The organism is Labrys sp. F242 (assembly GCF_057813875.1).
On sequence record NZ_JBVASG010000009.1, the window covers coordinates 172,559 to 195,026 of the forward strand.

Genomic DNA, 22,468 nt, shown 5'->3' on the forward strand with positions numbered 1-22,468 from the left:
GGATGGCCAAGGACAAGAGCTGGTCTACGACCGACAGCGCCATCAGCGCCAGCCTCTTCAGCGTGTTCGTGCTGGCCGGCAGCGCCTATATCATCGCAGCCAAGCTCCTGCATTACCCGTCCTTTCTGGTGACGTCGGTGCCCGTTGTCGTGATGGTGATCTACGCCTTGGCGATCGTTGTGCTGAGGCGCTTTCGCCTGCGCTTGGACCAGGCGGGCGACAACATTTACTACATGGGCTTTTTGTTTACGCTGACGAGCCTTGGCGTATCGCTCTATCAGTTCCAGGCGGAAGGCGCGGTCGAGGAAATCGTCCGCAACTTCGGTGTGGCGATCGCCTCAACCATCGCCGGCGTCGCCCTCCGTGTGCTGTTTGGACAGATGCGCCAAGACCCCTATGAGGTGGAGCAAGCCTCGCGTCTGGAGCTGTCGGAGGCCACGCGGCGGGTGCGCCGGGAACTGGACACCATCGTCGTCGAAATCGCCAATTTTCGCCGGTCTTCCCAGCAAATGGTCATCGAAGGCTTCGCCGATGCGCGCGAGGGCGTTCGAGATGCAGCGAGCAGAGCACTGGGTGATTTCCAGGATTTGACGAAAAAGGCGGCCGGACCGATCGAAGCGAGCGCCGATGCCAGCACCACGATCCTGAAGGCATTCGCAAAATCAGCCTTTGAGAGTGTCGAGGCTGCCAACACGAAGTTCGCTGCGGAAACAGCCAAATTATCGGAGGGAACGGACAGACTCGCAACGACCTTGGAATCTGTATCGGATCATCTGAAAAGCCTGCAGGTCCCCGCAAACGTCATCGAGGAAAAGCTCCAGCCCTCGGTCGGCGAACTGACGCAGGCTGTTGCGCAGCTCAGCCGAAGCCTGGCCACATTCATCGAGCACAACTCGCCCATGACGCCCACGCAGGTTCTCGACGCCGAAGCCAGGCGCAACGAGCGCATCGATAGCCTGGCTGACGCGATCGGCAGGCTGACCAAACAGATGGAAGCGGCGGCGGCCGACAAGCAGAGCCGACCCTTGCGATATATCAAGCGCCTTTTTCGCAAATCGGAAGCGGTCGATGCCTAAGGCGACCCCAATCGCATCCGATGGGGCAGCCTATCGGCGCGGCATCGTGCTTGGGCTGACGATGGCCGAGATCATGCTCTTGCTAGTCTTCTGCCTGTTGATCGCCTTGACCGCAATGTTCAGTCGAGAACAACAGCGCGGCAGGGATCTGGCCGCTCGCCTGAAGCAGGCCGAAGTTGCGCTCGCCAAGGAACAGCAAACGTCAAAGGATCTGGCCGCTCTCCTCGATGAGTTCAAGCGCGCAGGGGCTATTCCTCAGCAAGTTGACGATAGCTGGCGCAAACTGGTCGAAGCCCGCGATATCGTCAACAACCTGCAAAAAAGCGGCGTCGATCCGGAGCAATTGACCCAGCAGGCTTCGAAACTCAAGGACCTCCTGCCCACACTCACCACCGATGCCTCGGGAACCGATCTTGCGGCGGCTTGGCGGCAGATCGTCGAGGCCAAGAACCGAATGGCGACGGTGGGTCTGGGCGAGCTTGCTGTTTCCGACTTGAGCGATGTGCTCGTCCAAGGGGCAAAGACACGCCAGGCGATGCGGCAAGGCCGCGGCGAGCATGATTGGCCACCCATCATCAATCTGAGCGAAGCCAGCGGCTATAATTTTGCGATCGGACGTGCGGATCTCTCGGCGGATTTCGACAAGAAGCTGAAGACAAGCGTCGTTGATCAGGTGGCCAGGATTGTCGCCGAGTATAACGTCGATGTCGTCGAGGTGATTGGCCACACCGACGAACAGGCCGTCAACAATCGCGTTTCCAACCTGGATGGCAAACTCGTCCCAGCCCTCGCCGGCAAGGTTCAAATCGATGGGTTGACCCCAGCGGATAATGCAGGACTCGGCATGGCCCGCGCAGTTTCTGTCGCCAGGGTTTTGGAGGGCGACCCTCGGCTAAAGGGCGTTGCTGTCCTGCCGCTGTCGGGAGGGCAGATGATCCTGCCCGGTGACAAGGTCACGGATGGCACCAGCAAGGGAGACGTGAAGGAACGGCGCAGGATCGAGATTAGAGTGAGACGCTCGACAAGCAAACTGACAAACGGCCCCGCACCTCAATCTGAGATGCAGCCCTAATGTGAATATCGCTATAGTGGCCCATAAGGACTCCCAAGTAAGCGGCTGCATGTGGCCGCTTAGCGCCTCTTAGCTGCCGTTGACGTTGCGTCGGACGACTCTCAAAAGCGAACATCGCCTGCGCGCCGCACCACGACTTCGACGTCTGAGTTCGAATCTCGTCCGGCGCGCCAACTCTCCCCTTTCCGCCACGCAGATACCAAGATCACCGCCGATAGCCGCCGATAGCCGCCGGGGCGACGCCTTTCATCTGCTGACAATTCTACATTTTTGTTCAAGCGCAGTCCCGGGTGATCGATCCATCAGAGCGGGCGGATGATCGCGGGCGCTACTGGCGCCGCTCTCACCTCGTTGGATGAGACCGTGCGGTGAGTTTATTTCCGTCCGGATCGCGTAGGTAGGCAACGAATGAGCCGTTTGGACGCTCCGCAGGCGGGCTCTCGATCGCTGTGCCACCATGCTTGGTACCGGCCTCGTGCCATGCCAGAACATGGTCGGGACTCGCGGCGGCGATACCGATCGTCCCACCGTTAGCCACGGTGGCCGGCTTGCCGTCGATCGGTTTCGTGATCATCAGTCGACTGCCCTCGTGGGTATAGATCAGCCTGCCTCTCGCATCCATCTCGCCGGGCCTGCCTCCCAGCGCAGCGAACGTGGCGTCGTAGAAGCCTCTGGCCCCCTCCAGGTCGTTGCTGCCGATCATGACGTGCGTGAACATATTTCATCTCCAGTAATATACACAATGGATCCCCAACCTAACGTATCCTACGTACCCATGGGCAGCTGCGAAAATCCCGACTAAAGCGACGGTTCTGCACCTGGCTTCTGCAAAAAAACCATTGATGACAATGGCCTCCATGAAGGGTCCGGTTTCAAGAGTGACGGCCGTCGATACGAACGTCCAGGATTGGGTTACTAGCCGCCACGGCCGATCTTCAGGATAAATCAGGTTCGCAAATAATCGGCGGTTCTCAGTGCCGTTTAGTACGACTGCTGTGATGGAAGGGATTATGGCGCGACGAAGTACAATTCGCGGACCGGGAGCATCGCCGAGAATCCGAATATCATTCGCGCGGGTTAGGCGCTGTAAGCAGCGTCGCCCTGCGTTGCGCAAAATACTGCGCGGGTGTGCTTCCTAGAGCCTTCTTGAACATCGTGATGAAGGCGTTGACCGAGTCGTAGCCAAGCTCGGCCGCTACGGTCTGCACCGTCGCACCGCTGGCCAGTTCTCGAAGTGCGACGACAAGGTGCAGTTGCTGCCGCCAGCGTCCGAACGTCAGGCCTGTCTCCGCGATCATCAAACGGGCGAGCGACCTCTCACTCATCGCCACGCGCTTCGCCCATTCGGCCAACGTACTGCGGTCGGAAGGTTTAACCGTCAGGGCATCCGCTATCGTAAGGATCTTCGGATTGCTGGAGATGGGCAAGTTGAAGCGTTCACGCGGCATTTCGGCCAGTTCGTCGAGGGCCACCCTCGCAAGCCGGGCCGCATGGCTATCCGGAGGATAGTCGGCAGGCTCGTGAGCCAGTCGCTTGACCATTTCCCGGATCATCGGGGAGATCGACAGAGTACAGCAATCCTCGGGTAGCTTCGCCGCTCCTGGCTCCACGAAGAGGTAGTTGAGTCGGGCATTCACTGTCGCCCGGACGCTATGCGGCACTCCGCCCGGGATCCAGACTCCGCAGTTGGGCGGCACGATCCAGATCTCGTTGTCCGCGGTACAGGTGACTGCCCCATGCAGCGCGAGGATCACCTGGCCCTTGCGATGCTGATGCATCGGCACCTCCGCCTCGTAATCCGCGAAGTCGAGCTGCCGCGCGACGGCCGGCTGATCCGTAAGGTCTGGGTTGAAGACGGAGACGGCTGATCGCGAAAGGAGCATCGATTGGCATCTTTTGAATATTTTTTGACAGAATACCGAATTTATTCGCGTTTGCAACGCAGCGATAATGGCTCGCATGAGCATCTTACTTGCAGCGAACAGATCGATAGAGAAGGCCGCCACTGCAATAGCGGGTTCGGTTTCGCATTTCTGGCGAGCCCAAACCACGAAGTCGGATGCGGATGCGGTTCTGTTCTCTGTGAAGAGCTTCGCCGCGGCGATGCTGGCTTACTACATTGCGCTGCGTATCGGGCTGCCCAAACCTTTCTGGGCCATCGTCACCGTCTATATCGTCTCTCAGACCTCCGCCGGCGCATCGCTCAGCCGCGGCATTTATCGGTTCGCAGGGACGCTTATTGGCGCCGTGGCGACGGTAGCGATCGTCCCGAATTTCGTGAACGATCCGATCGCATGCAGCGCGATTCTTGCCTGCTGGATCGGCCTTTGCCTCTTTTTCTCGCTGCTTGATCGCACGCCAAGAGCCTACGCCTTCGTTCTTGCCGGTTATACAGCGAGCCTGATCGGTTTCCCCAGCGTGCTCGATCCCGGCGCGGTCTTCGATACGGCCTCGGTGCGGGTCCAGGAGATTTCGATCGGGATTGTTTGCGCCGTGCTGATGCATCGTTACGTCCTGCCGAAGCGCATGACCGGCCAGTTCACCGGCAAACTGTCGGCAACGCTGCGGGATGTCCGTCGGCTGGCAGGCGACGCGCTCACTGGAACGCCCGGAGAGAATCGCAGCGAACGTTACCAGCTCGCAGCGGACCTCCTCGCCCTGCAGGGGCTTGCAACGCACCTGCCGTATGACGCAACGCCCGTAACGCCGGATGCCAAAAAGCTCCAACTGGTCCATGACCGGCTCGCCCGACTGCTTCTGCTCGCAACCGAGATTGAGGACCGGATCCATTCTTTTGGCGCCGAGGGCGACAACGCGCCCGATGAACTCATCGCCTTCCTCGGTGACGTCGGGATCTGGATCGCGATCGTCGAGGCGGCCGCGCGGGAGAGCGCCGCAGTCCATCTGATCGCCCGCGCGCGATCGATCCAGAAGTGTTTCAGCGCGGAGGACACGACACCTGACGCCAGACTCGCCGCCAATCTCGCCGGCCATCTGGCCGAGATGATCGGCCTGCTTCAGGACTGCGACAGGCTTGGGCGGAATATCGCGACTGCCGACCGCTCGCACGAAGCGGCATCGCTCCATGGGCCAGTGCATGCGAAGGGATACGTCTATCACCGGGATCCGGAGATGGCGGGCCGCGCCGCGCTGGGCGCGATTCTCGGCATCCTCATCGGCTGCGCCTTCTGGATCTGGTCGGCCTGGCCGGAAGGCGGAACGGCCGTCTCCATTTTCGGGGTATGCTGCACCCTGTTCGGGAATGTCGACGCGCCGGCGCCTAACGTCGTCAAGTATATGGTCGGCTCGATCTATGGGGTGGCGATCAGTCTCGCCTACAGCTTCGTCATCCTTCCCCAAGTCACGGACTTCGCCGTCCTTATCGCGGTGCTCGCGCCGGCGTTCCTGTTCGCTGGTTCCCTGCAAGCACGTCCCCCGACGACGTTCATGGCGCTTGGAATCACCATCACCATCCCGATCCTCTCGGGTCTGAACGCCAACTACACCGGCGACTTCGCCGCGTCTCTCAACACCGTCATCGCGCTCTTTGCGGCAGTCGGTTTCGGGGCGGTGAGCCTGTCCCTGTTCCAGACCGTACCAGTCGATGCGGCGATCAACCGGCTGCTTCGCTTAAGTCGGAGAGACGTCAGACGACGAGCCCTTGGTGGCGCGTCCGACGAAGCACACTGGATGAGTCTCATGATCGATCGGACAGCGCTGCTGCTTCCTAGGTTGCGCGTGTCTGAGAAAGACTATTCGGACGTTCTCGACGATACATTGCACCATCTTCGCATCGGTTACGCCGTTAGTCGGCTTCGCAAGACGATCCCGCGCACCAAGGGCGAAGTTGGCGACAAGGTGAGCGATCTTCTTTCCGCGATCGCCATATGCTTCAGCGCTGCAGGCCTGATAGGACCGGTCGATCACATCGACCTTGATCATCGCATCCAGACGTTGACGACGATGATCGCGGGCAGCTCGATCAAGAACCGCTTGCGGATGCTTGACCTGCTGATCGACCTTCGGTTCGCGCTCGGTTCCAGTGGCACGCCAGATGGGCGACGCAGCTCATGATCGTTGATCTCAATGTTGGCGGCGTCCTCATCCCCGGCCTCCTGGTGCTCGCGTTCGCAGCGCTTGTCGGCACCATTGCGGTGATCCGCATCCTCTCCGTCGCGGGCATCTATCGCGTGTTCGCTTACCGGCAGCTCGCCGAGCTCGCCATCTTCGCCATCATGTACGGTCTGCTCGTGCAGCACCTGCCATCGATCGGGTTACTTCAATGAAGCCTTTTCTATCCCTGCTCGGCCGTTACGCCTTGACCCTTTGCCTCGTCGCGACCGCCGCTCTAATCGCGCTGCCGGTGTGGGGGCGCTACGAGCAGACGCCATGGACACGGGACGGGCGCGTGCGCGCTGATGTGGTGCGTCTCGCGCCCGACGTGTCCGGCCTCGTCAGCGAGGTGCTGGTGCATGACAATGAACAGGTTCATGCGGGCGACGTGATCTTCCGCATTGATCAGTCGCGCTATGCGCTTGCCCTGAAAACGGCGGAAGCCAAAGCGGACAGCAGCAAGGCCGCGCTCGACATGGCCAATCGCGATCTCGTGCGTTATCGCCAGCTCGGGGACGCGAGCGCCACCCGTCAAAAGTTGGAACAGGTGGAGACCAACGCCCGGCAGGCTGGGGCAAGCTATCGGCAGGCGCAACTCGACCGTGACCTCGCCGCGCTCGATCTAGCACGATCTTCGGTCAAAGCTCCGGTTGACGGCATCATCACCAATCTGGGCATCCATCCAGGAGACTTTCTGGCGGCCGGGGTGCAAGCGGTGGCCCTTGTCGACACCGCCTCGCTGCGCATCGAGGGATACTTCGAGGAGACGAAGCTGCGGCAGGTCGCGATCGGCGACCAAGCCAGAGTCCGGCTGATGGGAGATGATGCCGAGATCACCGGCCGCGTGGAGAGCATCGCCGCCGCTATCGCCGACGACCAGCGGGGCGACACGGGTAATCTTTTGCCGAAGGTCGTGCCTACCTTCTCGTGGGTCAGGCTCGCGCAGCGCATCCCGGTCCGCATCCGCATCACCCCCGTTCCCGCCGGCATCAGGCTGATCTCCGGCCGTACCGCGACCGTCGAGATCATCCCCGCTAGCGCCAAGTCTGCTAGCGCGGCGAACTGAGATGGCGATGGTCCAGTGCCAATCAGTGGGCTTTATTCGAACCCACCCCGCGCACCTTCGTCGGCAGAAGCGGCTCGATCACCGACCACTCTAAATCCGTCAAGTCAAAGCGCGCGATCTCAACCTCCAAGGTCGAGATCAATGAATTAGAACGCGCCCGCTCGGGGAACTCCATTTATGGTATAAGACTAGGGCTTACGGACGCACCGCTTGATCAATCGTCACCGTAATAATCATCATCGCGTCGATACCGTCGATAATAGCGGCGATAGTAGCGAGGCTGGTCGTCGTAATAATAGCTGTCATACTGGCGTCGGTAGCCGTAATAGCCGGGCATATGATCAGGATGGCGGCGAAGATAATGGCTTAGCTTGCAGCCGCCATAGCTCGTGATCTTGTACCCCGGGGGGCATCCGTAGCCGTAATATTGGATCTGCATTGCAACGGGAGAGGCGCCATTGGGCGCGAACTGGACTACAGGAGCTGCACTTGCTGTCGAAGCCAGAGCTGTTGCCGCTCCCAAAGCTAGGCCGAAAATCATCGAGCGAGACATCGTTGTTCTCCCACTGATATTCGCGCAACCCCAGTAAGCCCGCACTGAACGCAACCTGAATAATTTCGATGGCCCGGTTTCTGGGTGACAGCACGATGTTTCGAGCCCGCCTGGGAGACGGTGGCGGGTTTTTGTTTCAAGCAGGCAGACGGACGAGGCTTTGGCCCGTATGTCCGCGCCGGGATGTGGGAGCAAGGGGGCGACCTCGCCCCCTCGGCGCCAAACCACCGAAGGCGCAGGCGAGCCGGGATGGGTAGCGAGTGGTCTAATCCTGCTTGAAATAGCGCTATTTCTTGCCCCGCCTACGATTGGCTAGGTTGGTCAGAATCGTAAGCGGAATGCTGCCGGCCAATCCAACAATCAGAGATCCATGCAGCGTATCGATCACGTTCGATACAAGATGATGCCAGGCGAAGACAGCGCGAGAGACCAAGCAGCTCGACACGAACACCAAAGCGTAAAAGGCCAACTGTTTAAGCTTGGACATGAAGGTTCGCTCTCGGAATTCTTGATCATGCTAGCACGGCCGGCGAGGTCGAAGCTTCATAGCTCATGGATGAATGGCTGCGCTTTGCCAGCCAAATATGCAAAAATATGCGGCTTGAAGTGACACATGATGCTTATTGTATTCGAGTCCAAGGTTAGTCTTTCAATGGCGTATCGACCGTGAGCCCGATGGATGATGTCAGCGCTCTTAGACATTAGATAAAATTTGAAATAATAATTAAATGCCTCTTCCGATTTTTCTCTCAACACAAGAAGAAGATACATTCGGCTTTCATTCATGACACTCTGTGAGAGGTCATTGACGCAGGAGCAGTCTTGGCCGCCGGCTTTGGCATTGAAGCATCCCGGCTGGATGAACACCATTCGCTCTGTGGTTCCGAGATTTGGGGTTGGCTGTTCAACGGATGATGTGACGTTGAAATCCAGGCGGAATGCCAGGCGGTCCGGTTCCTCGGTACATGCTGGTCATCGCCCTGCGATGGAGTGATCGATGTGCAGCAACATATCGAGTGAAGCATGCTCTATCGGCAACTGTATGTGGCCGCCGCCACGCTGAAAATGATCCGCGATACTGTCACGCGATGATTAGTGATCGCTACGAAGCGCCGTGCAGTGGCGATACCTCTGCCGCCTGGTCAACGGGCCACGATCTCAAGAGTTCATGGAATGCTTATTGACGCGCGGCGCATGGAAACATTGCCAATCAAGAGTCTGGGCGATCCTCGTGTGCCTTATGGGTAAGTGCCGGCGTCTTCACGATCTTCCCCATCGACCTGCGCGCACTCCACCAGCACTTTGATCGTTTCTTGGAGCAGTGTTCCGAGCCTGCGCCCCTTCTGCCAGAATATGACATAGTGATAGAGGGCGCTCGGCTCGAAGGGGCGAACTTCGACCGGGAAAGACGCAAACTGGCTGGCGGCGAAGGTGTTGCTACTCGATATGCCGAGACCCGCAGCAACGAAACTCACCTCCTGGCCGATGACGTCGACCTGGATGGCCAGATGCGGTTCCGCACCCATATATCTCATAGCGTTCTCATTCATGAGATGGGACTGCATCCCTGGTTCGACATCCGCGAGCGGCTCCCCCACGAGATCTTCAGGCCTGATGATATCTTTGTGGGTGAACCGGTGACCGCGAGGGCAAATGTAGACATTGGTCGCGGTTGTTGCCGGACACCAGTCGAAGACATTGCCGTCCAAGGGCAGCCGAGCAATTCCAAGGTCGGCCCGTCCCTCCAGGACATGCTCGGCCACCTCCGGGTAGGTGCCCGATTTGAGCACGATCCCTGCGATCGGTTGGTGTGAACGCAGCTTACGGAAAGCCTCGGGCAAAAGTCGGAGCGAGAAGATGTGCGGCGCGGCGATACTGATCGTGTCGCTATCGACCCCCTTCAAGGACGCAACCGTTTTGGCGACCCTTTCGATCTGGACGAAGGTGGCGTCGGTATCGCGAAAAAGGGTCATCGTGTGGGCAGTCGGAACAAGCCGCCCCTTGTCACGCACGAACAATTGCACGCCGAGCAGGCCCTCCAAGATCCGAACTTGCTGACTGACGGCAGGCTGGGTGATTTCAAGTGCTTTGGCAGCACTCCGCTCCGAGCCCGATCTGACGACCTCGCGCAGGATCTGAAGCTGGCGAAGCGTGACGCCCGTCTTTGAGATTTCCACCATGATATGGCTTTCGCGCAGCTGCCGTTGTCGCCTTTCGATACAAAGATCAACTTATACAGTCCTGCCGATCGTGCCACTCCGATTGTCTGCCACGGGGCAATAGATGGCTATTCGCGTTGGGGCGACGTTAGGCCCTATTAGCTAAACTTATCGAAAAATAATTTCGCTTATAAATTGATCTCGGGAAGCGCGCGGGCAATTCTGGGTCAAGACGCAGTTCCAAAAGCGCTCGCCGCCGCTGGAGCAGAGGGGCGTCCCACACATCGACAACAGAACTCAAAAAAGAGTGGTGCCGCTCCATGCGTGCAGCAAGCGCTTTGCCATGTCCAGCATTCCCCCGTACCGGCGGCACCCAGCCTCCAGCGCGGGGTGCCTGATGCAAAGTGAAGCGACGTTCCCCCGGGCCGTGACGCGCGGTATCCGAGCCCAGCGGATCGAAAAACGGCTCGGCGACAACGAGGTCCTGCGCGGCGTCGATCTCGACGTAAGGCCTGGCGAAATTCTCTCGATCCTTGGCCGCAGCGGCTCGGGCAAGAGCACGCTTCTGCGGTGCCTCAATCTCCTGACGGTCCCCGACCGGGGCGACATTTGGATCCACGGCGAGAAGCTCGCGATCCGGGCCGCATCGCCGCGAGGCGTCCAATCCAGCATCACCGACCATCGGCAGGTGCGGCGCGTCAGAGCGTCGATAGGCATGGTGTTCCAGAACTTCAATCTCTGGCCCCACAAGACGGTGCTTGAGAACGTCACGGAAGGTCCCATCCTCGTCAAAGGGCTCCAGCGCCATGCGGCAGCCGATCTCGGGCGCTACTACCTCGCCAAGGTCGGAGTCTGCGACAAAGCGGACGCCTATCCCCGCCATCTCTCCGGCGGCCAGCAGCAGCGCGTGGCGATCGCTCGCGCGCTCGCCATGGAGCCCCGCGTTCTGCTCTTCGATGAACCGACCTCGGCGCTCGATCCGGAGCTGGTAGGCGAGGTGCTTCGTGTCATGGCGGCGCTGGCGGAGGAAGGGCGAACGATGGTGATCGTCACCCACGAACTCGCCTTTGCGAGACAGGTTTCGACACGGGCAGCCTTCATGCACCAAGGCTTGATCGAGGAAGAAGGTCCCCCGCCGGAATTCTTCTCCACGCCTGCTTCCAGCCGGCTTCGCAGTTTTCTTGCCTCACATCGATAGAGGGGTTTCCCGCATGGACGGCTTTGCCGTGCAATTCGTCAACGGACTGAAGACGACGGTACTGCTGGCGCTTGTCAGCGGCATGCTCGGCGTGGCGCTCGGTCTGCTCGCCGCTGCCGGGCGGCTATCGCGGTGGAAAGCCATCAGCCTCACCGTCGGCTTCTACACCACGATCATTCGCGGCGTGCCCGAACTCATCATCATCCTGTTGATCTATTTCGGAGGCACGGTCGCCATCAGCGCCTTCTTCGGGCGCTATGTCGAGGTCAATGCGTTCTTGGCGGGCGTAGTTTCCCTCACCGTGGTCTTCGGCGCCTATACCGCGGAAATCTTCCGAGGCGCGGTGCTCAGTATACCGGCGGGACAGATCGAGGCGGCCCGCTCGCTTGGGCTGCATCCCTGGCAGATCTGGCTGCTCGTCACTTTTCCGCAAATGCTGCGCATCGCGCTGCCGGCGCTTGCGAACCAGTGGATCTCCCTCGTGAAAGAGACCTCGCTGATCTCGATCGTCGGACTGACCGATATCATGCGGGTCGCCGCCATCGGCGCGGGCTCGATGCGCGCGCCGCTGAGCTTCTATCTGGCCGCTTCGGCCCTCTACCTCACGCTAACCAGCCTGGCGCTGGTGATCTTCAATCTGCTCGAACGGCGTTTTGCCGTTCCCGGGCGGTGAGGCGTTCAACGATGGATATCACCCTCCTCCTCACCAGCACTGTCACGCTTGCCGGCGGCATTCCACTGACACTTCTCCTGACCTTCGTATCGCTCCTTGCAGGCTTCGTCCTCTCGGTGCCGCTAGCCTTCATGCGTGCATCGTCCCGGCGCTGGCTGTCCCTGCCGGTTCTGGCCTACACCTATGTCCTGCGCGGTACGCCGCTGCTCGTTCAGCTCTTCATCATCTATTACGGCCTCGGCCAGATTGGCCTCATCCGCTCAAGCATCCTGTGGGTTCTGCTGCGCGACCCTTTCTGGTGCTGTCTGCTCGCCTTTTCGCTGAACGGCGCCGCCTACACGACGGAGATCTTCCGCGGCGGGATCCAGGCCGTCGCCCCTGGCATGGTCGAGGCGGCACAGGCGATCGGCATGTCGCCCTTGCAGATCAAGCGCCGGATTATCTTCCCGATCGCCTTCCGAAACGTGCTTCCCTCCTATGCCAATGAAGTCATCAGCCTGGTGAAGGCAACGTCGCTGGCCAGCACCGTGACCCTGCTCGAAATCACGGGGCTATCGCGAAAACTGGTTTCGGAGACTTTCGCACCCTACGAGATCTTCATTGCCGCAGGCTTGCTCTATCTCGGCCTGACATTTCTGCTGACCGCCGCATTTCACATGCTGGAGACGCACTTGAATGGCGCGCCGCGGGCCAAATCCCGACCAGGCCGGGTCGCCCTCGCGCAGGTGGCCCATGAACAATAGTCACCACCAAAATCCGCTCCATGAAACCGCCTGGCGCGAGATCGATCTGTCGGCGATCGCCTCCAACTACCGCGCCATTCGAACAGCGATCGGCCCGAACACGAAAATCATCGCCTGCCTCAAGCAGGATGCCTATGGATGCGGAGCGGAGAGAGTCGCTTCCGTCTTGTCCGCAGCAGGCGCCGATGCCTTTGGCGTCGTGTCGATTGCCGACGCTCTGGCGGTACGGAAGGCGGCGCCGGGAAAGCCTATCCTGATGTATCCGGGCATCGGCCCGAACGCCGTCGATCTTGTCCGGGATCTTGATCTGACGATTTCGATTTCCGGTGAGGAGGATCTGCGCAGCTGGCTTTCGACCGGTGTGCCCCTCAAGGTTTTCGTGAAGGTGGATCTGGGTTTTTGGCGCGCAGGCGTGGCTCCCTCGGGCCTTCGACGTCTGCTCGATCTATGTATGTCGCGGACCAATATCGTGGTTGGAGGCCTCTACGCCCATCTCAGCGAATTCGGCCAGGCCGGTGCCTCGGTGCAGGAACAGGTTGCGCGCCTGATGCCGCTTCTTGAGGGGCTCAAGGCAACAGGCCACTGCGCTGCAACGGTCATGGTGTCGAGCAGCGAAAGCCTGCTTCGCCATCCGGAGTTCGACATGGATGCGGTCGATCCGGGTGCGCTCCTTTTCGGACTGACCGGTGCCCATGCGGGTCGCCGAGGGCTGCTTATCCGCCCTGCCCTGTCAGCGATCAAAGCACGCATCGTCGCGCTCAAAGCGTGCGACGAAAGCATGGGCTCACCCCCGGACCTCCCAGGCTACCATCGAGCCATGCGCCTGGCGGTGCTGGGGATCGGCTGGGGGCATGGGGTACCACGACGTCTGGGTCTCAAGGCCACAGTACTGCTCCGAGGGCAGCGCGCTCCGATCGTGCCGCCTGTCCATCTCGAGCACCTTCGCATCGACGTCACCGATATCCCCAGCGCAGAGCTCGGAGATGAAGCGACCCTGCTCGGCGCCGTGGGCACTGAGCGCATCACGTTGCAGGACCTCGCAGATGCATGGGGCACTGACGAAACAGGGGCCGCCTGCGGCCTCCGGGAGAGCCTGCGGCGGATATACATCGCCGAAAAATAAAAACCGAACCAAGAAGAAGGGGAACGATATGAAACGACATCTGGCTTTGGCTCTTCTAGCAACCCTGCTGGCCGGCGGGCTTGCCTGCGCCGAGGAGCGGAAGATGATTACCATCGCCTCGGAAGGAGCTTCACCGCCCTGGGACTATATCGACGCGAATGGAGCACTCGTCGGGTTCGACATCGACGTGGGCAACGAACTCTGCGCCCGGATGAAGCTGCAATGCACGTTCGTCGCCCAGGACTGGGACGGGATCATCCCCGGCCTTCTGGTCAAGAAGTACGATGCGATCATCGCCGGCATGTCGATCACGGAAAAGCGCAAGAAGTCGATTGCCTTCTCCGTTCCCTATGCTGTGGGGCCAAACCAGATCATCATGCGCCGCAACCTCGGCTTGCCGCCCGGCGATACCAAGGCCAAGCTGAATCTGACGGACATCAATGCTGAGAAGAAGGCGCTCATCGGCAAGCTGAGGGAAAGCCTGAACGGCAAGACGCTCGGCGTCCTCCGATCCTCGAATTCGGAGGCCGTCGTCCAAGAACTGTTCGGCGATATCGCGCAGGTGCGCAGCTATGACAGCCAGGAAAACCTGAAGCTCGACCTTACATCTGAACGCATCGACGGCGGATTGGGAGACTATCTCGTCTGGAAGCAGTTCCTCGAAACGCCGGAAGGAAAGGTTGTCGACTTCTTTGGTCCCCAGCTCTCCGGGGGCAGCTGGGGACCCGGTGTCGGGATCGGACTTCGCAAGGAAGACACCGATCTCGCCGATGCCTTCAACAAGGCCATTGAGGCAAGCGCCGAGGACGGGTCGCTCGGCCGGATGAGCCTCAAATGGTTCGGCATCGATATTTCTCCACAAACCGGAAAGTGACCGCTCCCTGCCTCCTTCCGCGGCCGGAGGGTCGCGTCTTTCTGAATTCATTTACAAGGTAAGCCGTTATGCCTTCGCCGTTCACGCTCGTCCTGACCGGGCAATCCCTGATTCATCATGATGTTCGACAGGTTTCCGACGAGGGATTTGCCGCGATAAAGTCGTTGATCCGGCAGGCTGATATCGCCTTCACCAACTTCGAGACCACTATATTCGGTCAACACGGCGGGTGGCCGATGAAGGGGAGCTATTTCGGATGTTCGGCGCCGGTGGTCCTGGATGCGTTGAAGGACGTCGGCTTCAACGCCCTGGCGCTCTCCAACAATCATGCCTTCGACCTCGGCCCACCCGGTATCCTGTCTACCCTCGAAGAGGTTGCGGCCAGGGACTTCCTTCATGCCGGTATCGGCGCCGATTTATCGCAAGCGCGGCAGCCTGGTATCAAGACCTTCGGCAAGAGGTCGGTGGCGCTCGTGGCAATGGATGCCGGGCCGGGGCCGGCGACGATGTATGCCGCCGACGCAACGGACCAACGTCCGGCACGCCCCGGTGTCAACGGACTTGAGGTTTCGAGGATATTCGAGGTGGACCCGTCACGCTTTGAAGCGCTGAGCAGCATTCAGGAGACGTTCCAGAGCAGTCCCATGGAGCGGGCCAACTATGCCCAGCCCCACGATCCGCCTCAGCTGCACTCCGCCGACGACATCGATTTCTATGGCACGGTCTTTCGCCGGGCATCCGGCAACACACGCAGGATCCTGGTGGACGAGACCAGCCTGGCGATTCACCTGTCGGCAATCCGCAAGGCGACCGCAGCGGGTGCCTTCGTGATAGCCTACCTCCATCATCATCACTGGGAGCCGAGCTGGCGCGAGGTCCCCATATGGGTCCAGACATTTGCACGTGCCTGCGTTGATGCAGGTGCGGGCGTGTTCGTCAGTCACGGTGCTCCCGTCCTGCAGCCTATAGAGATCTACCGTGGTGCACCCATCTTCTACGGGCTCGGCAATTTTCTCTTCCACCTCAATGAGGGCGAGGTGGTCTGGAGCGCGCCAGAGGTCTGGAAAAGCGTCGTCGCGACCTGCCGCTTCGACGCCAACGCTCAGCTCCAATCAATCGACCTCCATCCCATCGTGATCGGCGGCGAGAGGCTGGAGGCCCAGAACTATCATGAGCGCATCGTGGCTCTTCCAGCACCTACGGCTCTGGCAACCGAGATGATCGAGGATCTGGCTGCCCGCTCGCGCGCATACGGTGTGTCGATTTCTTTCGAAGCCAATTACGGGATGATAAGTCAGTGCTGAGCTTGCTCAAACGCTGGGAACATCCGCCAATCAGAAATCCGGCATCTGACTGAGAACCGTTGCAGCCGCCCGCTTCGGGGCCGATTGCAGCATGGCGGTTTTCAGCGCGCCTTCGCGGTAAGCTGCCATTCAGCAACGCGACCTCATTTCGGTCCTCCAGTCTTCTTGCGTGCCAACCTGGAAGCAGACGCAAGCTGGCTGTTGGCTACCTCCTAGAGCAAAGCGCGTTCATGACTGAACGCTTGTTCGCTCTAACTCATTGTTTCGACGCGTCTTTGCGGTTCTTGGTAACTCCGTCGAATCGCAAAACGCTCTAAAGCGCCCCAGCGTCGGCCCGCCGAACGAATTCGTCCACCACAATGCGAACCCGTGGGAGCATCGCACGGGTCGCCGGCCAAACCGCGTTGAACAACGATTGCACTTGGCACCGATCAGGCAGTACTACCGCCAGTTCGTTTCGATCGAGGTGAGGCTGCAGAAGAGACTGTGGCATTTGGCAAAAGCCGAAACCGGAAACCGCCATGTCGATGACTACCTCCCCGTCGCTTACCAGGTGCGTTGCTGGTGGATCGACGGACTTCACGCGCCCTTCCTCATCCAGGAAGCGCCAGGATGCGGGTCTGCCCGGTCTACTCCCCAGGATGCAGGCATGATTTTGCAGATCGTCTAGGTTTGTTGGTTCCCCTGCTGCTTCCAGATAGCGTGGCGCCGCACAGAGAACGAGGCGTTGTGATCCGAGAGGTCGGGCAGCGATATCAGTTCGATCGCTTAGCTCGCCAAACCGGAGACAGAGGTCTACTCCTTCCTCAAGTGGATCGATGATCCGATCCGAGAAGCTGGCGGCCAGGCGGAGGTCAGGGTGCGCTCTAAGGATCTCCAAGAGGATCGGCATGGCGATACGCCGTCCGAATGCCGCCGGCATATCCACACGCAGCACTCCTCGGACTGTACTGGCCTTTGCCCGGGCAGCGTCTTCCGCTGACCGGAGCTGATCAAGGGCGGCTTCGGCTTGCTCGAGGTAGGCCACGCCTTCAGGAGTCAACGACAGCCGACGTGTTGTCCGATGCAACAGCTTGACGCCAAGCCGACCCTCCAGTTGAGCCACAGACTTTGCGACTGCTGACTTGGTGATGCCGAACCTAGCCGCTGCCGCAGTGAATGATCCGGTTTTCACCACTGTGATGAAGATGTCCACGCCGGCGAAGGTGTTGGTGAAAGCCATAGAACACGCGCCCCTATTGACAACCTGAGGTATACGATCTTGCAACCTGTTGGGCAATTGTCCACAGGGCGGTACGGAGCCATATCTGTGCTGTCCCAGGAGATGCAGATGTCTCGTTTGTTCGATCCGTTGCAGATTGGCGCTCTCGAGCTGCCGAACCGCATCATTATGGCCCCGCTCACGCGCAAGCGCGCCGGCGTTGAGCGCGTGCCCAATGCCATGATGGCCGAGTACTATCGGCAACGGGCCGGTGCAGGATTGATCCTGAGCGAAGCGACCTCCGTGTCCCCACAAGGCGTCGGCTACTGGGGAACGCCCGGCATTTGGAACGATGCCCAGGTTGAAGGCTGGCAACACGTCACGCGGGAGGTCCACGCAGCCCGTGGTCGCATGTTCCTGCAGCTCTGGCACGTTGGCCGCATCTCCGACCCCGACCTGCTCGATGGCCAGTTGCCCGTAGCGCCGAGCGCAATCGCCGCAGCTGGTCATGTCTCGGGTTTGCGACCAAAACGGCCGCATCCCGTTCCACGGGCACTGGAAACCGAGGAAATCCCTGTCATCGTCGACGACTTTCGAAGGGGCGCGGAGCGGGCGAAGGCTGCCGGCTTTGACGGCGTCGAGTTGCACGCCGCCAATGGCTATCTCATCGACCAGTTCCTGCAGGACAAGACCAACAAGCGGAATGATCGCTATGGTGGCTCGGTCGAGAACCGCGCTAGGTTCCTCCTTGAGATCGTGGACGCGGTGATCGAAGTGTGGGGGGGCGATCGTGTCGGGGTGCATCTCCGGCCCCGGGGCGAGGAGCACGATATGGGTGACAGCAACCCCAAGGCGATTTTCGGCTATGTCGCCGACGAGCTAGCAAAGCGGAAGATTGCGTTCATTTTCGTCCGCGAGATTGAAGCCAAAGATAGCCTGCTCGGTGAGATCAAGCGCCGGTTCGGTGGCGCGGTCATCGCCAATGAGCTGATGTCCAAGGAAGACGGGGAGCGCTTTATCGAGGCTGGGCATGCCGACGCCCTGGCATTCGGTCGCGACTATATCGCCAACCCGGACCTGGCCGAGCGACTTATACAGGGATTACCGCTGAATACGCCAAACAAAGACACGTTTTACGGTGAGGGTCCTGACGGCTACGTCGACTATCCGAGGCTGCTGCCGATGCGGTGAAGAGGTCCGCTTCCGTGATCTCAACCCTCAAAAGTGGACTGGCAGCATTCCCCCCACGATTGACGGGACATCAAAGTGTCGCGAGCGCCGAAGCGGCCATCCCGGCAGCCTGGGATGACCACCCAGGGTCAGATCTCCGTTCGCTCAGCGAGTATGAGCGCCTCCTACCCATTGCACACTCGCGGTCCTGGTGGCTGGGCCAGTGATGGCCCAGGAGCGGCCGGAGGACTACATGACCTTCTCCTGCACCCATCTCCCCGCGATGAAGGTCACCCAGCAATTGGTCGCGCTCTATGGCGACAAGGGCGACAAGCTCGTCGTCGCCTCGGATCTCGAGAACTACCTGGCGCTCGTCTCGCTGGATAATGTCGCCAGACTCCGGAAGGACGGAAAGGCCTATGAGAAGTTCTTTCCGGCCCGGAAGGTCGGCGGCAAACGCGAGGCGCCTGTCACGCTGCAGTATCATCTTGAAAAAGACGAAACGAGCGGGAAGCAGCGCCTGAAGGTCACGAATTCCGCCAATGGCACGAAGGTGATGGACTGCACGCCAGTCCAGAAATGAATCGGGGCTCTTGCGAACCGCTTCCGGCGGTATTCGCTCCGCCTGCCACCCTGCGGCAGCGAACTTCGTATCGGCTTCGAGGCTCTCGACTCTCGCCTGTCGGGATTGGAGCCGGCTTACCTTCGGTGGCGGCGTGCTCTCCTGGCTGGCGCTGGAATCGGGGCTGATCAACCGCTTGCTGCATCGGCCAGCCCTGCCGGAGAGGCTGCGTCCCACGCTCAGCATCCAGCTCGCGCCGCTGGCAGTGGGCCCCGTGTCAGCTTAGGGGCCGCTTGCGGAACGGCCGGTTTTGGCTGCCGCTGTGCAGATATCTGCCGTTCTGCAGCCGACCCCATTTCAGCCATTGGCGGGCGAGGTTCGACTTTGCCCAAAGAAGCCGTCGCGCCAATGCAGGCCTCCTCGGCTATGCTGCCTTTGACATCCTCACGCGATCAATTGATCTAGATAAGGCTGCATCGACGACAACACGGTTTGATAATCACCAGGCCGCATGACCGAGAGCTTGTCGGTCAGCACTATGAGGTCGCCGTCGTCAATTTCGCGCCCATGAAGTGACACGGTGCCCAGGATCGTCTGCGCGTCGTCAGGGGGTGACGAAATGATGAGGTCGATCATTGCTCCAACGTTTTTCGGGTCCTGGTCTTGCTGATTAGGGCTGTCCACAACAATGGGCGCGAAGAGGGAAGTTGAGTGTTTGTGAACAGTCTTCAGGATTGCCAGGAAGTAGGCGAGCAGAGCCCTTGGAAGGTCACTGCCTGTCTCACCGATTCTGGCAGGAAGATTGGTATAATCATCAGCGCTATAATTGGTGACGTCGAGACGATTGAGATACGATAAGATGAACCCTGAATAGTATTTCACGATCTCCTCTCGGCGCTTCTTGTCCTTGAGTTCGCTAAGACGTTCGTTGATGTTGGCTATTTTTTTCAAGATCTCAGCGATCTGATCGTCAAGGTCCTCGATCTGACCGACGAACACATCGGATGCGATCTGCCTACTGCGACTGTCGATAACCTCGAGAAGACTGACGTCGCCCTGCTTGCTGTCCAGCGATGCCTGGATCTCCGTCAGTGTTTGATCTGCCTCTTGAACATCAGCCTCGGCTTTGATCGCCTGCGCAACGAGAGCATTTGTCTTCTGTTTGGCATCTACGAGGAATTCAAAGCATGCCTCGCGGTCCTCGACGATACTGAACCGATTGGCGAAGTCGTTGCGATGGAGCGTGCCGCATGTCGGGCAGAAAATCTCTTCTTCTGCGACGTCGCCAGCAAATTTCGCATCTTTCTCGAGTTCAGCAATGGACGCACGCACAACGCCTACCTGTTGGTCTAGGATCATGCGCTGATCGAGGACGTCAGATAGTTTTCCAGCTCTCTCCTGGCGAACGCGTTTGACCATCTGCAAGCGGGCAAGCAGCTGTTCAATTGCCTGTTCATGCCCCTCGATCGAAAGTTCTAACCCGTCAAAAGATGCCCCTAGATTGAAGCGTTCGACGGCTTTGCGGACAATACGTCGATCGGCTTCGAGGGCCTTTTGATCTACCTGGAGACTGCGCTTGTCAGCTCCTAATTCGTAATACTCATTCGGAAAAATACCGGTATGGAACTCCAACAAATCCTTCTTGAAATCGGCGAATTGAGTGAGCTGAGCAAAGGAGTCTAGCGACTTTCCCCATCCATTATCCTGATCGATGTAGAAAGGCAGAAATGCGAACGCTGGTGGAGGGGTCGTAGGTTCACCATCGCGGTTGGTCAGGACCAGTTTGAAATTGATCAACTCACCCAAAAACGGCGCCAACTCCTTACCAATCTGATTAGTCGAGAGCAGCAGAGCACCATCGGCGTCAAATATGCCAAACGTGTCCTGGTCACGCAGAATGCGATAGCGAATATCGTCCACGGCGAACGTGACGAGTGCCTTCACGTTCGCGGACTTCCATGAACCGTGGAATTTGGGCGGCGTTGCGCCAAATGCCCAATACAGGCTCTTTATGACTGATGATTTTCCAACATCATTCTCCCCCTGGATTACCGTCAGCCGAGGATGAAACCCGATCTTCCGGGCTTTGCTCTCCCTGCGAGACAACAACTCCAGACTTTCGAAGCGCAATTTTTTCATCGTTCTTTTTTCGTAGGTTTCGGATCAGGAGCTGATATCGGCGGTCTTCATTTGAGCTCATCGCTTGAACTCGTAGAGAATTGCCGCTTTGATGAAGTGGTCCGATGCATCGGTCTTCCAGGCACGCAAGATTGGCTTTCCTTCAGCGAATACCGCATCGATGAGAGCCACGAGATCCTCGACATTATCGATGGCCGCGTTGATGCAGACGCTCATGCGTTCGGTCATGGCAATAGTCGCAGCATTCGGTCGAGCGCGGACAGTAATTTCATAGTCGCGCCACGCCCGTTCAATTTTGGTCTTTTCAGCGAATGGCATGTGTAGATCGCCAGCAACTGAGCCCCATTCGGGCCGCCGTTCGTGTTGGTCCCGAATTTGGGATAACCACTTCGACATGTCGCCACGCGTGATAAACTTCGATGCCTTCAGCTCCTCGAAGCTCGAAAAATCCGCCAGCGCCTTTGACTTGCGGCGGCAATAATCATTGAGCATCAGCGCGAACGGTTTGGGTGGGATATGACCACCTAATTCTTGCTCAAGAAAGTCGGATATGCGACCCAAAACTGCGTTCTCATAATTGGATAGATTGAGATCCGAGAATGCAAAGAAGAACAGGCTCGTGTGCTCTGGATCTTTGAAACCCGCAGCCTCGGAGGCGAGGCTTTTCACGAATTTTTCGAGTTTAGCTTTGTCAGCGGCCGCGAAATCCTTCTCTCCGTGGACTACTATGATTTCTGGCAGCGGCTGGTTACTGACAAACACCAATCGCTCCACCACAGCGCCAAACCGGGTGAAATTGTCGTACATCTTGCCAGCGAAAGATGCCTGCTGGACGCCGTTTTTCGTCGTACGACTCGCAATCTGAGCAAATGACCAGTTGCCTGCCTTCTTCGTTTTGACTTGGTAGAAGATCGCCTTTTCGGGTTCGTTAGCGTCGTCGAGGGAAATGATGTCGTCATGGAATTCGAACGCAACGGCATAGTTCGCGCCGACGTCGTGCAGGTCCAGTAGCTTAGAAACTCCCCAAGCTGTTTGGTAATCGAACCGATCGTATGCAGTTCGTCCGCCTTCCTCGCGCTGCGATACCGCGAGAAGCGTATCCTTGACACCCATGCTACCCCCAACTTCTCGCAAACCGCTTTTTAGACAGCGCATTCGCGAGATGTCGAATATTGGATAGATATTTTAGGAGATGCAAGTGGCAAGCCGGATCATTGGGGTAGAACTCATCGGTGATCCCTTGAAATTTGATTTACCTCAATTCGAATAGTGCCCGGGTGACCGAGTAGCGGTGCTCCTTTCATAAGTCCTAGTGTGGCCGAAAAAATGTAATCCTCCCTCAGTACTCGCAACATAGCGTTATTATGGCGAATTACGCAGGTTTTCCTATCAGACGGGCAGGCGTTCCTTCGTCGTGCGTTCCACTGGCTAGCTGACCAGCG

Annotated in this window: 21 protein-coding genes; 14 read left to right on the plus strand and 7 right to left on the minus strand. The window is 59.0% G+C overall.

Features of this window, described 5'->3' with window-relative positions:
* The first annotated feature begins 2 nt into the window (after positions 1 to 2).
* Complete coding sequence (locus ACZYTC_RS33195; protein WP_488991642.1) at positions 3 to 1,076, plus strand: hypothetical protein; 1,074 nt, start codon at positions 3 to 5, stop codon at positions 1,074 to 1,076.
* Positions 1,069 to 2,148, plus strand: a complete 1,080-nt coding sequence (locus ACZYTC_RS33200; RefSeq protein ID WP_488991643.1) for an OmpA family protein — start codon at positions 1,069 to 1,071, stop codon at positions 2,146 to 2,148. Before ACZYTC_RS33195 ends, ACZYTC_RS33200 begins: the two co-directional genes overlap by 8 nt.
* A 343-nt stretch (positions 2,149 to 2,491) precedes the next feature.
* Here ACZYTC_RS33200 and ACZYTC_RS33205 read toward each other — a convergent pair whose 3' ends face one another.
* Positions 2,492 to 2,866, minus strand: a complete 375-nt coding sequence (locus ACZYTC_RS33205) for a VOC family protein (RefSeq protein ID WP_488991644.1) — start codon at positions 2,864 to 2,866, stop codon at positions 2,492 to 2,494.
* A 346-nt stretch (positions 2,867 to 3,212) separates the two neighbouring features.
* Positions 3,213 to 4,031 (minus strand): AraC family transcriptional regulator, encoded by an 819-nt coding sequence (locus ACZYTC_RS33210; RefSeq protein ID WP_488991645.1) that lies wholly within the window; start codon positions 4,029 to 4,031, stop codon positions 3,213 to 3,215.
* A gap of 76 nt (positions 4,032 to 4,107) precedes the next feature.
* Between ACZYTC_RS33210 and ACZYTC_RS33215 the strand changes: the two genes are divergently transcribed.
* The 3 genes from ACZYTC_RS33215 to ACZYTC_RS33225 are packed head-to-tail and all read left to right on the plus strand — an operon-like array spanning position 4,108 to position 7,327.
* Positions 4,108 to 6,222, plus strand: coding sequence for an FUSC family protein (locus ACZYTC_RS33215; protein ID WP_488991646.1), 2,115 nt, complete (start codon positions 4,108 to 4,110; stop codon positions 6,220 to 6,222).
* Complete coding sequence (locus ACZYTC_RS33220) at positions 6,219 to 6,434, plus strand: DUF1656 domain-containing protein (RefSeq protein ID WP_434960136.1); 216 nt, start codon at positions 6,219 to 6,221, stop codon at positions 6,432 to 6,434. Before ACZYTC_RS33215 ends, ACZYTC_RS33220 begins: the two co-directional genes overlap by 4 nt.
* The gene (locus tag ACZYTC_RS33225) at positions 6,431 to 7,327 is read left to right on the plus strand and encodes an efflux RND transporter periplasmic adaptor subunit (protein ID WP_488991647.1); all 897 of its coding nucleotides are present in this window, start codon (positions 6,431 to 6,433) and stop codon (positions 7,325 to 7,327) included. Before ACZYTC_RS33220 ends, ACZYTC_RS33225 begins: the two co-directional genes overlap by 4 nt.
* 214 nt (positions 7,328 to 7,541) lie before the next feature.
* On the opposite strand, the gene ACZYTC_RS33230 is transcribed toward ACZYTC_RS33225, so the two are convergent.
* Positions 7,542 to 7,880 carry a hypothetical protein gene (locus ACZYTC_RS33230; RefSeq protein ID WP_488991648.1) on the minus strand — a complete coding sequence of 113 codons (339 nt, stop codon included), beginning with the start codon at positions 7,878 to 7,880 and terminating at the stop codon, positions 7,542 to 7,544.
* 1,238 nt (positions 7,881 to 9,118) lie between these two features.
* Positions 9,119 to 10,060: a LysR family transcriptional regulator gene (locus ACZYTC_RS33235; protein WP_488991649.1), complete on the minus strand. Its 942-nt coding sequence runs from the start codon at positions 10,058 to 10,060 to the stop codon at positions 9,119 to 9,121.
* Between the two features lie 376 nt (positions 10,061 to 10,436).
* On the opposite strand from ACZYTC_RS33235, the gene ACZYTC_RS33240 reads away from it, so the two are divergent.
* From ACZYTC_RS33240 to ACZYTC_RS33265, 6 genes are all read left to right on the plus strand, one after another.
* On the plus strand, positions 10,437 to 11,237 hold the full coding sequence (locus ACZYTC_RS33240; protein ID WP_488991650.1) for an amino acid ABC transporter ATP-binding protein: 801 nt from the start codon (positions 10,437 to 10,439) through the stop codon (positions 11,235 to 11,237).
* A gap of 13 nt (positions 11,238 to 11,250) precedes the next feature.
* Complete coding sequence (locus ACZYTC_RS33245) at positions 11,251 to 11,910, plus strand: ABC transporter permease (protein ID WP_488991651.1); 660 nt, start codon at positions 11,251 to 11,253, stop codon at positions 11,908 to 11,910.
* An 11-nt stretch (positions 11,911 to 11,921) separates the two neighbouring features.
* Complete coding sequence (locus ACZYTC_RS33250; protein WP_488991652.1) at positions 11,922 to 12,653, plus strand: ABC transporter permease; 732 nt, start codon at positions 11,922 to 11,924, stop codon at positions 12,651 to 12,653.
* Positions 12,586 to 13,776, plus strand: coding sequence for an alanine racemase (gene alr / locus ACZYTC_RS33255; RefSeq protein ID WP_488991653.1), 1,191 nt, complete (start codon positions 12,586 to 12,588; stop codon positions 13,774 to 13,776). The genes ACZYTC_RS33250 and alr overlap by 68 nt, the downstream gene beginning before the upstream one ends.
* A 28-nt stretch (positions 13,777 to 13,804) precedes the next feature.
* Positions 13,805 to 14,650 carry a transporter substrate-binding domain-containing protein gene (locus tag ACZYTC_RS33260; protein WP_488991672.1) on the plus strand — a complete coding sequence of 282 codons (846 nt, stop codon included), beginning with the start codon at positions 13,805 to 13,807 and terminating at the stop codon, positions 14,648 to 14,650.
* A gap of 68 nt (positions 14,651 to 14,718) precedes the next feature.
* Positions 14,719 to 15,954, plus strand: coding sequence for a CapA family protein (locus ACZYTC_RS33265; protein ID WP_488991654.1), 1,236 nt, complete (start codon positions 14,719 to 14,721; stop codon positions 15,952 to 15,954).
* A gap of 313 nt (positions 15,955 to 16,267) precedes the next feature.
* On the opposite strand, the gene ACZYTC_RS33270 is transcribed toward ACZYTC_RS33265, so the two are convergent.
* Complete coding sequence (locus tag ACZYTC_RS33270; RefSeq protein ID WP_488991655.1) at positions 16,268 to 17,176, minus strand: LysR family transcriptional regulator; 909 nt, start codon at positions 17,174 to 17,176, stop codon at positions 16,268 to 16,270.
* 108 nt (positions 17,177 to 17,284) lie between these two features.
* On the opposite strand from ACZYTC_RS33270, the gene ACZYTC_RS33275 reads away from it, so the two are divergent.
* From ACZYTC_RS33275 to ACZYTC_RS33285, 3 genes are all read left to right on the plus strand, one after another.
* Positions 17,285 to 18,346: an alkene reductase gene (locus ACZYTC_RS33275; RefSeq protein WP_488991656.1), complete on the plus strand. Its 1,062-nt coding sequence runs from the start codon at positions 17,285 to 17,287 to the stop codon at positions 18,344 to 18,346.
* Positions 18,347 to 18,578: 232 nt separating this feature from the next.
* A complete protein-coding gene (locus tag ACZYTC_RS33280) occupies positions 18,579 to 18,908 on the plus strand; it encodes a hypothetical protein (RefSeq protein WP_488991657.1) in 330 nt (109 codons plus the stop codon).
* A gap of 10 nt (positions 18,909 to 18,918) precedes the next feature.
* Complete coding sequence (locus ACZYTC_RS33285) at positions 18,919 to 19,173, plus strand: SLAC1 family transporter (protein WP_488991658.1); 255 nt, start codon at positions 18,919 to 18,921, stop codon at positions 19,171 to 19,173.
* Positions 19,174 to 19,331: 158 nt separating this feature from the next.
* Here the strand turns inward: ACZYTC_RS33285 and ACZYTC_RS33290 are convergent, their stop codons facing one another.
* Entirely contained in the window at positions 19,332 to 21,026 is a 1,695-nt protein-coding gene (locus ACZYTC_RS33290) for a hypothetical protein (RefSeq protein WP_488991659.1), read from the minus strand.
* Positions 21,027 to 21,083: 57 nt separating this feature from the next.
* A complete protein-coding gene (locus ACZYTC_RS33295) occupies positions 21,084 to 22,139 on the minus strand; it encodes a dsDNA nuclease domain-containing protein (protein WP_488991660.1) in 1,056 nt (351 codons plus the stop codon).
* Between the last annotated feature and the right edge of the window lie 329 nt (positions 22,140 to 22,468).

What these genes read in the sequence shown, in the direction of transcription:
- ACZYTC_RS33215 (WP_488991646.1), top strand. Translation starts at nt 4,108, where the DNA reads ATGAGCATCTTACTTGCAGCGAACAGATCGATAGAGAAGGCCGCCACT.
- ACZYTC_RS33250 (WP_488991652.1), top strand. Translation starts at nt 11,922, where the DNA reads ATGGATATCACCCTCCTCCTCACCAGCACTGTCACGCTTGCCGGCGGC.
- ACZYTC_RS33290 (WP_488991659.1), bottom strand. Translation starts at nt 21,026, where the DNA reads ATGAAAAAATTGCGCTTCGAAAGTCTGGAGTTGTTGTCTCGCAGGGAG.
- ACZYTC_RS33230 (WP_488991648.1), bottom strand. Translation starts at nt 7,880, where the DNA reads ATGTCTCGCTCGATGATTTTCGGCCTAGCTTTGGGAGCGGCAACAGCT.
- ACZYTC_RS33270 (WP_488991655.1), bottom strand. Translation starts at nt 17,176, where the DNA reads ATGGCTTTCACCAACACCTTCGCCGGCGTGGACATCTTCATCACAGTG.
- ACZYTC_RS33195 (WP_488991642.1), top strand. Translation starts at nt 3, where the DNA reads ATGGCCAAGGACAAGAGCTGGTCTACGACCGACAGCGCCATCAGCGCC.
- ACZYTC_RS33275 (WP_488991656.1), top strand. Translation starts at nt 17,285, where the DNA reads ATGTCTCGTTTGTTCGATCCGTTGCAGATTGGCGCTCTCGAGCTGCCG.
- ACZYTC_RS33220 (WP_434960136.1), top strand. Translation starts at nt 6,219, where the DNA reads ATGATCGTTGATCTCAATGTTGGCGGCGTCCTCATCCCCGGCCTCCTG.
- ACZYTC_RS33260 (WP_488991672.1), top strand. Translation starts at nt 13,805, where the DNA reads ATGAAACGACATCTGGCTTTGGCTCTTCTAGCAACCCTGCTGGCCGGC.
- alr (WP_488991653.1), top strand. Translation starts at nt 12,586, where the DNA reads ATGGCGCGCCGCGGGCCAAATCCCGACCAGGCCGGGTCGCCCTCGCGC.
- ACZYTC_RS33295 (WP_488991660.1), bottom strand. Translation starts at nt 22,139, where the DNA reads ATGGGTGTCAAGGATACGCTTCTCGCGGTATCGCAGCGCGAGGAAGGC.
- ACZYTC_RS33280 (WP_488991657.1), top strand. Translation starts at nt 18,579, where the DNA reads ATGACCTTCTCCTGCACCCATCTCCCCGCGATGAAGGTCACCCAGCAA.
- ACZYTC_RS33205 (WP_488991644.1), bottom strand. Translation starts at nt 2,866, where the DNA reads ATGTTCACGCACGTCATGATCGGCAGCAACGACCTGGAGGGGGCCAGA.
- ACZYTC_RS33235 (WP_488991649.1), bottom strand. Translation starts at nt 10,060, where the DNA reads ATGGTGGAAATCTCAAAGACGGGCGTCACGCTTCGCCAGCTTCAGATC.
- ACZYTC_RS33265 (WP_488991654.1), top strand. Translation starts at nt 14,719, where the DNA reads ATGCCTTCGCCGTTCACGCTCGTCCTGACCGGGCAATCCCTGATTCAT.
- ACZYTC_RS33200 (WP_488991643.1), top strand. Translation starts at nt 1,069, where the DNA reads ATGCCTAAGGCGACCCCAATCGCATCCGATGGGGCAGCCTATCGGCGC.
- ACZYTC_RS33245 (WP_488991651.1), top strand. Translation starts at nt 11,251, where the DNA reads ATGGACGGCTTTGCCGTGCAATTCGTCAACGGACTGAAGACGACGGTA.
- ACZYTC_RS33225 (WP_488991647.1), top strand. Translation starts at nt 6,431, where the DNA reads ATGAAGCCTTTTCTATCCCTGCTCGGCCGTTACGCCTTGACCCTTTGC.
- ACZYTC_RS33210 (WP_488991645.1), bottom strand. Translation starts at nt 4,031, where the DNA reads ATGCTCCTTTCGCGATCAGCCGTCTCCGTCTTCAACCCAGACCTTACG.
- ACZYTC_RS33240 (WP_488991650.1), top strand. Translation starts at nt 10,437, where the DNA reads ATGCAAAGTGAAGCGACGTTCCCCCGGGCCGTGACGCGCGGTATCCGA.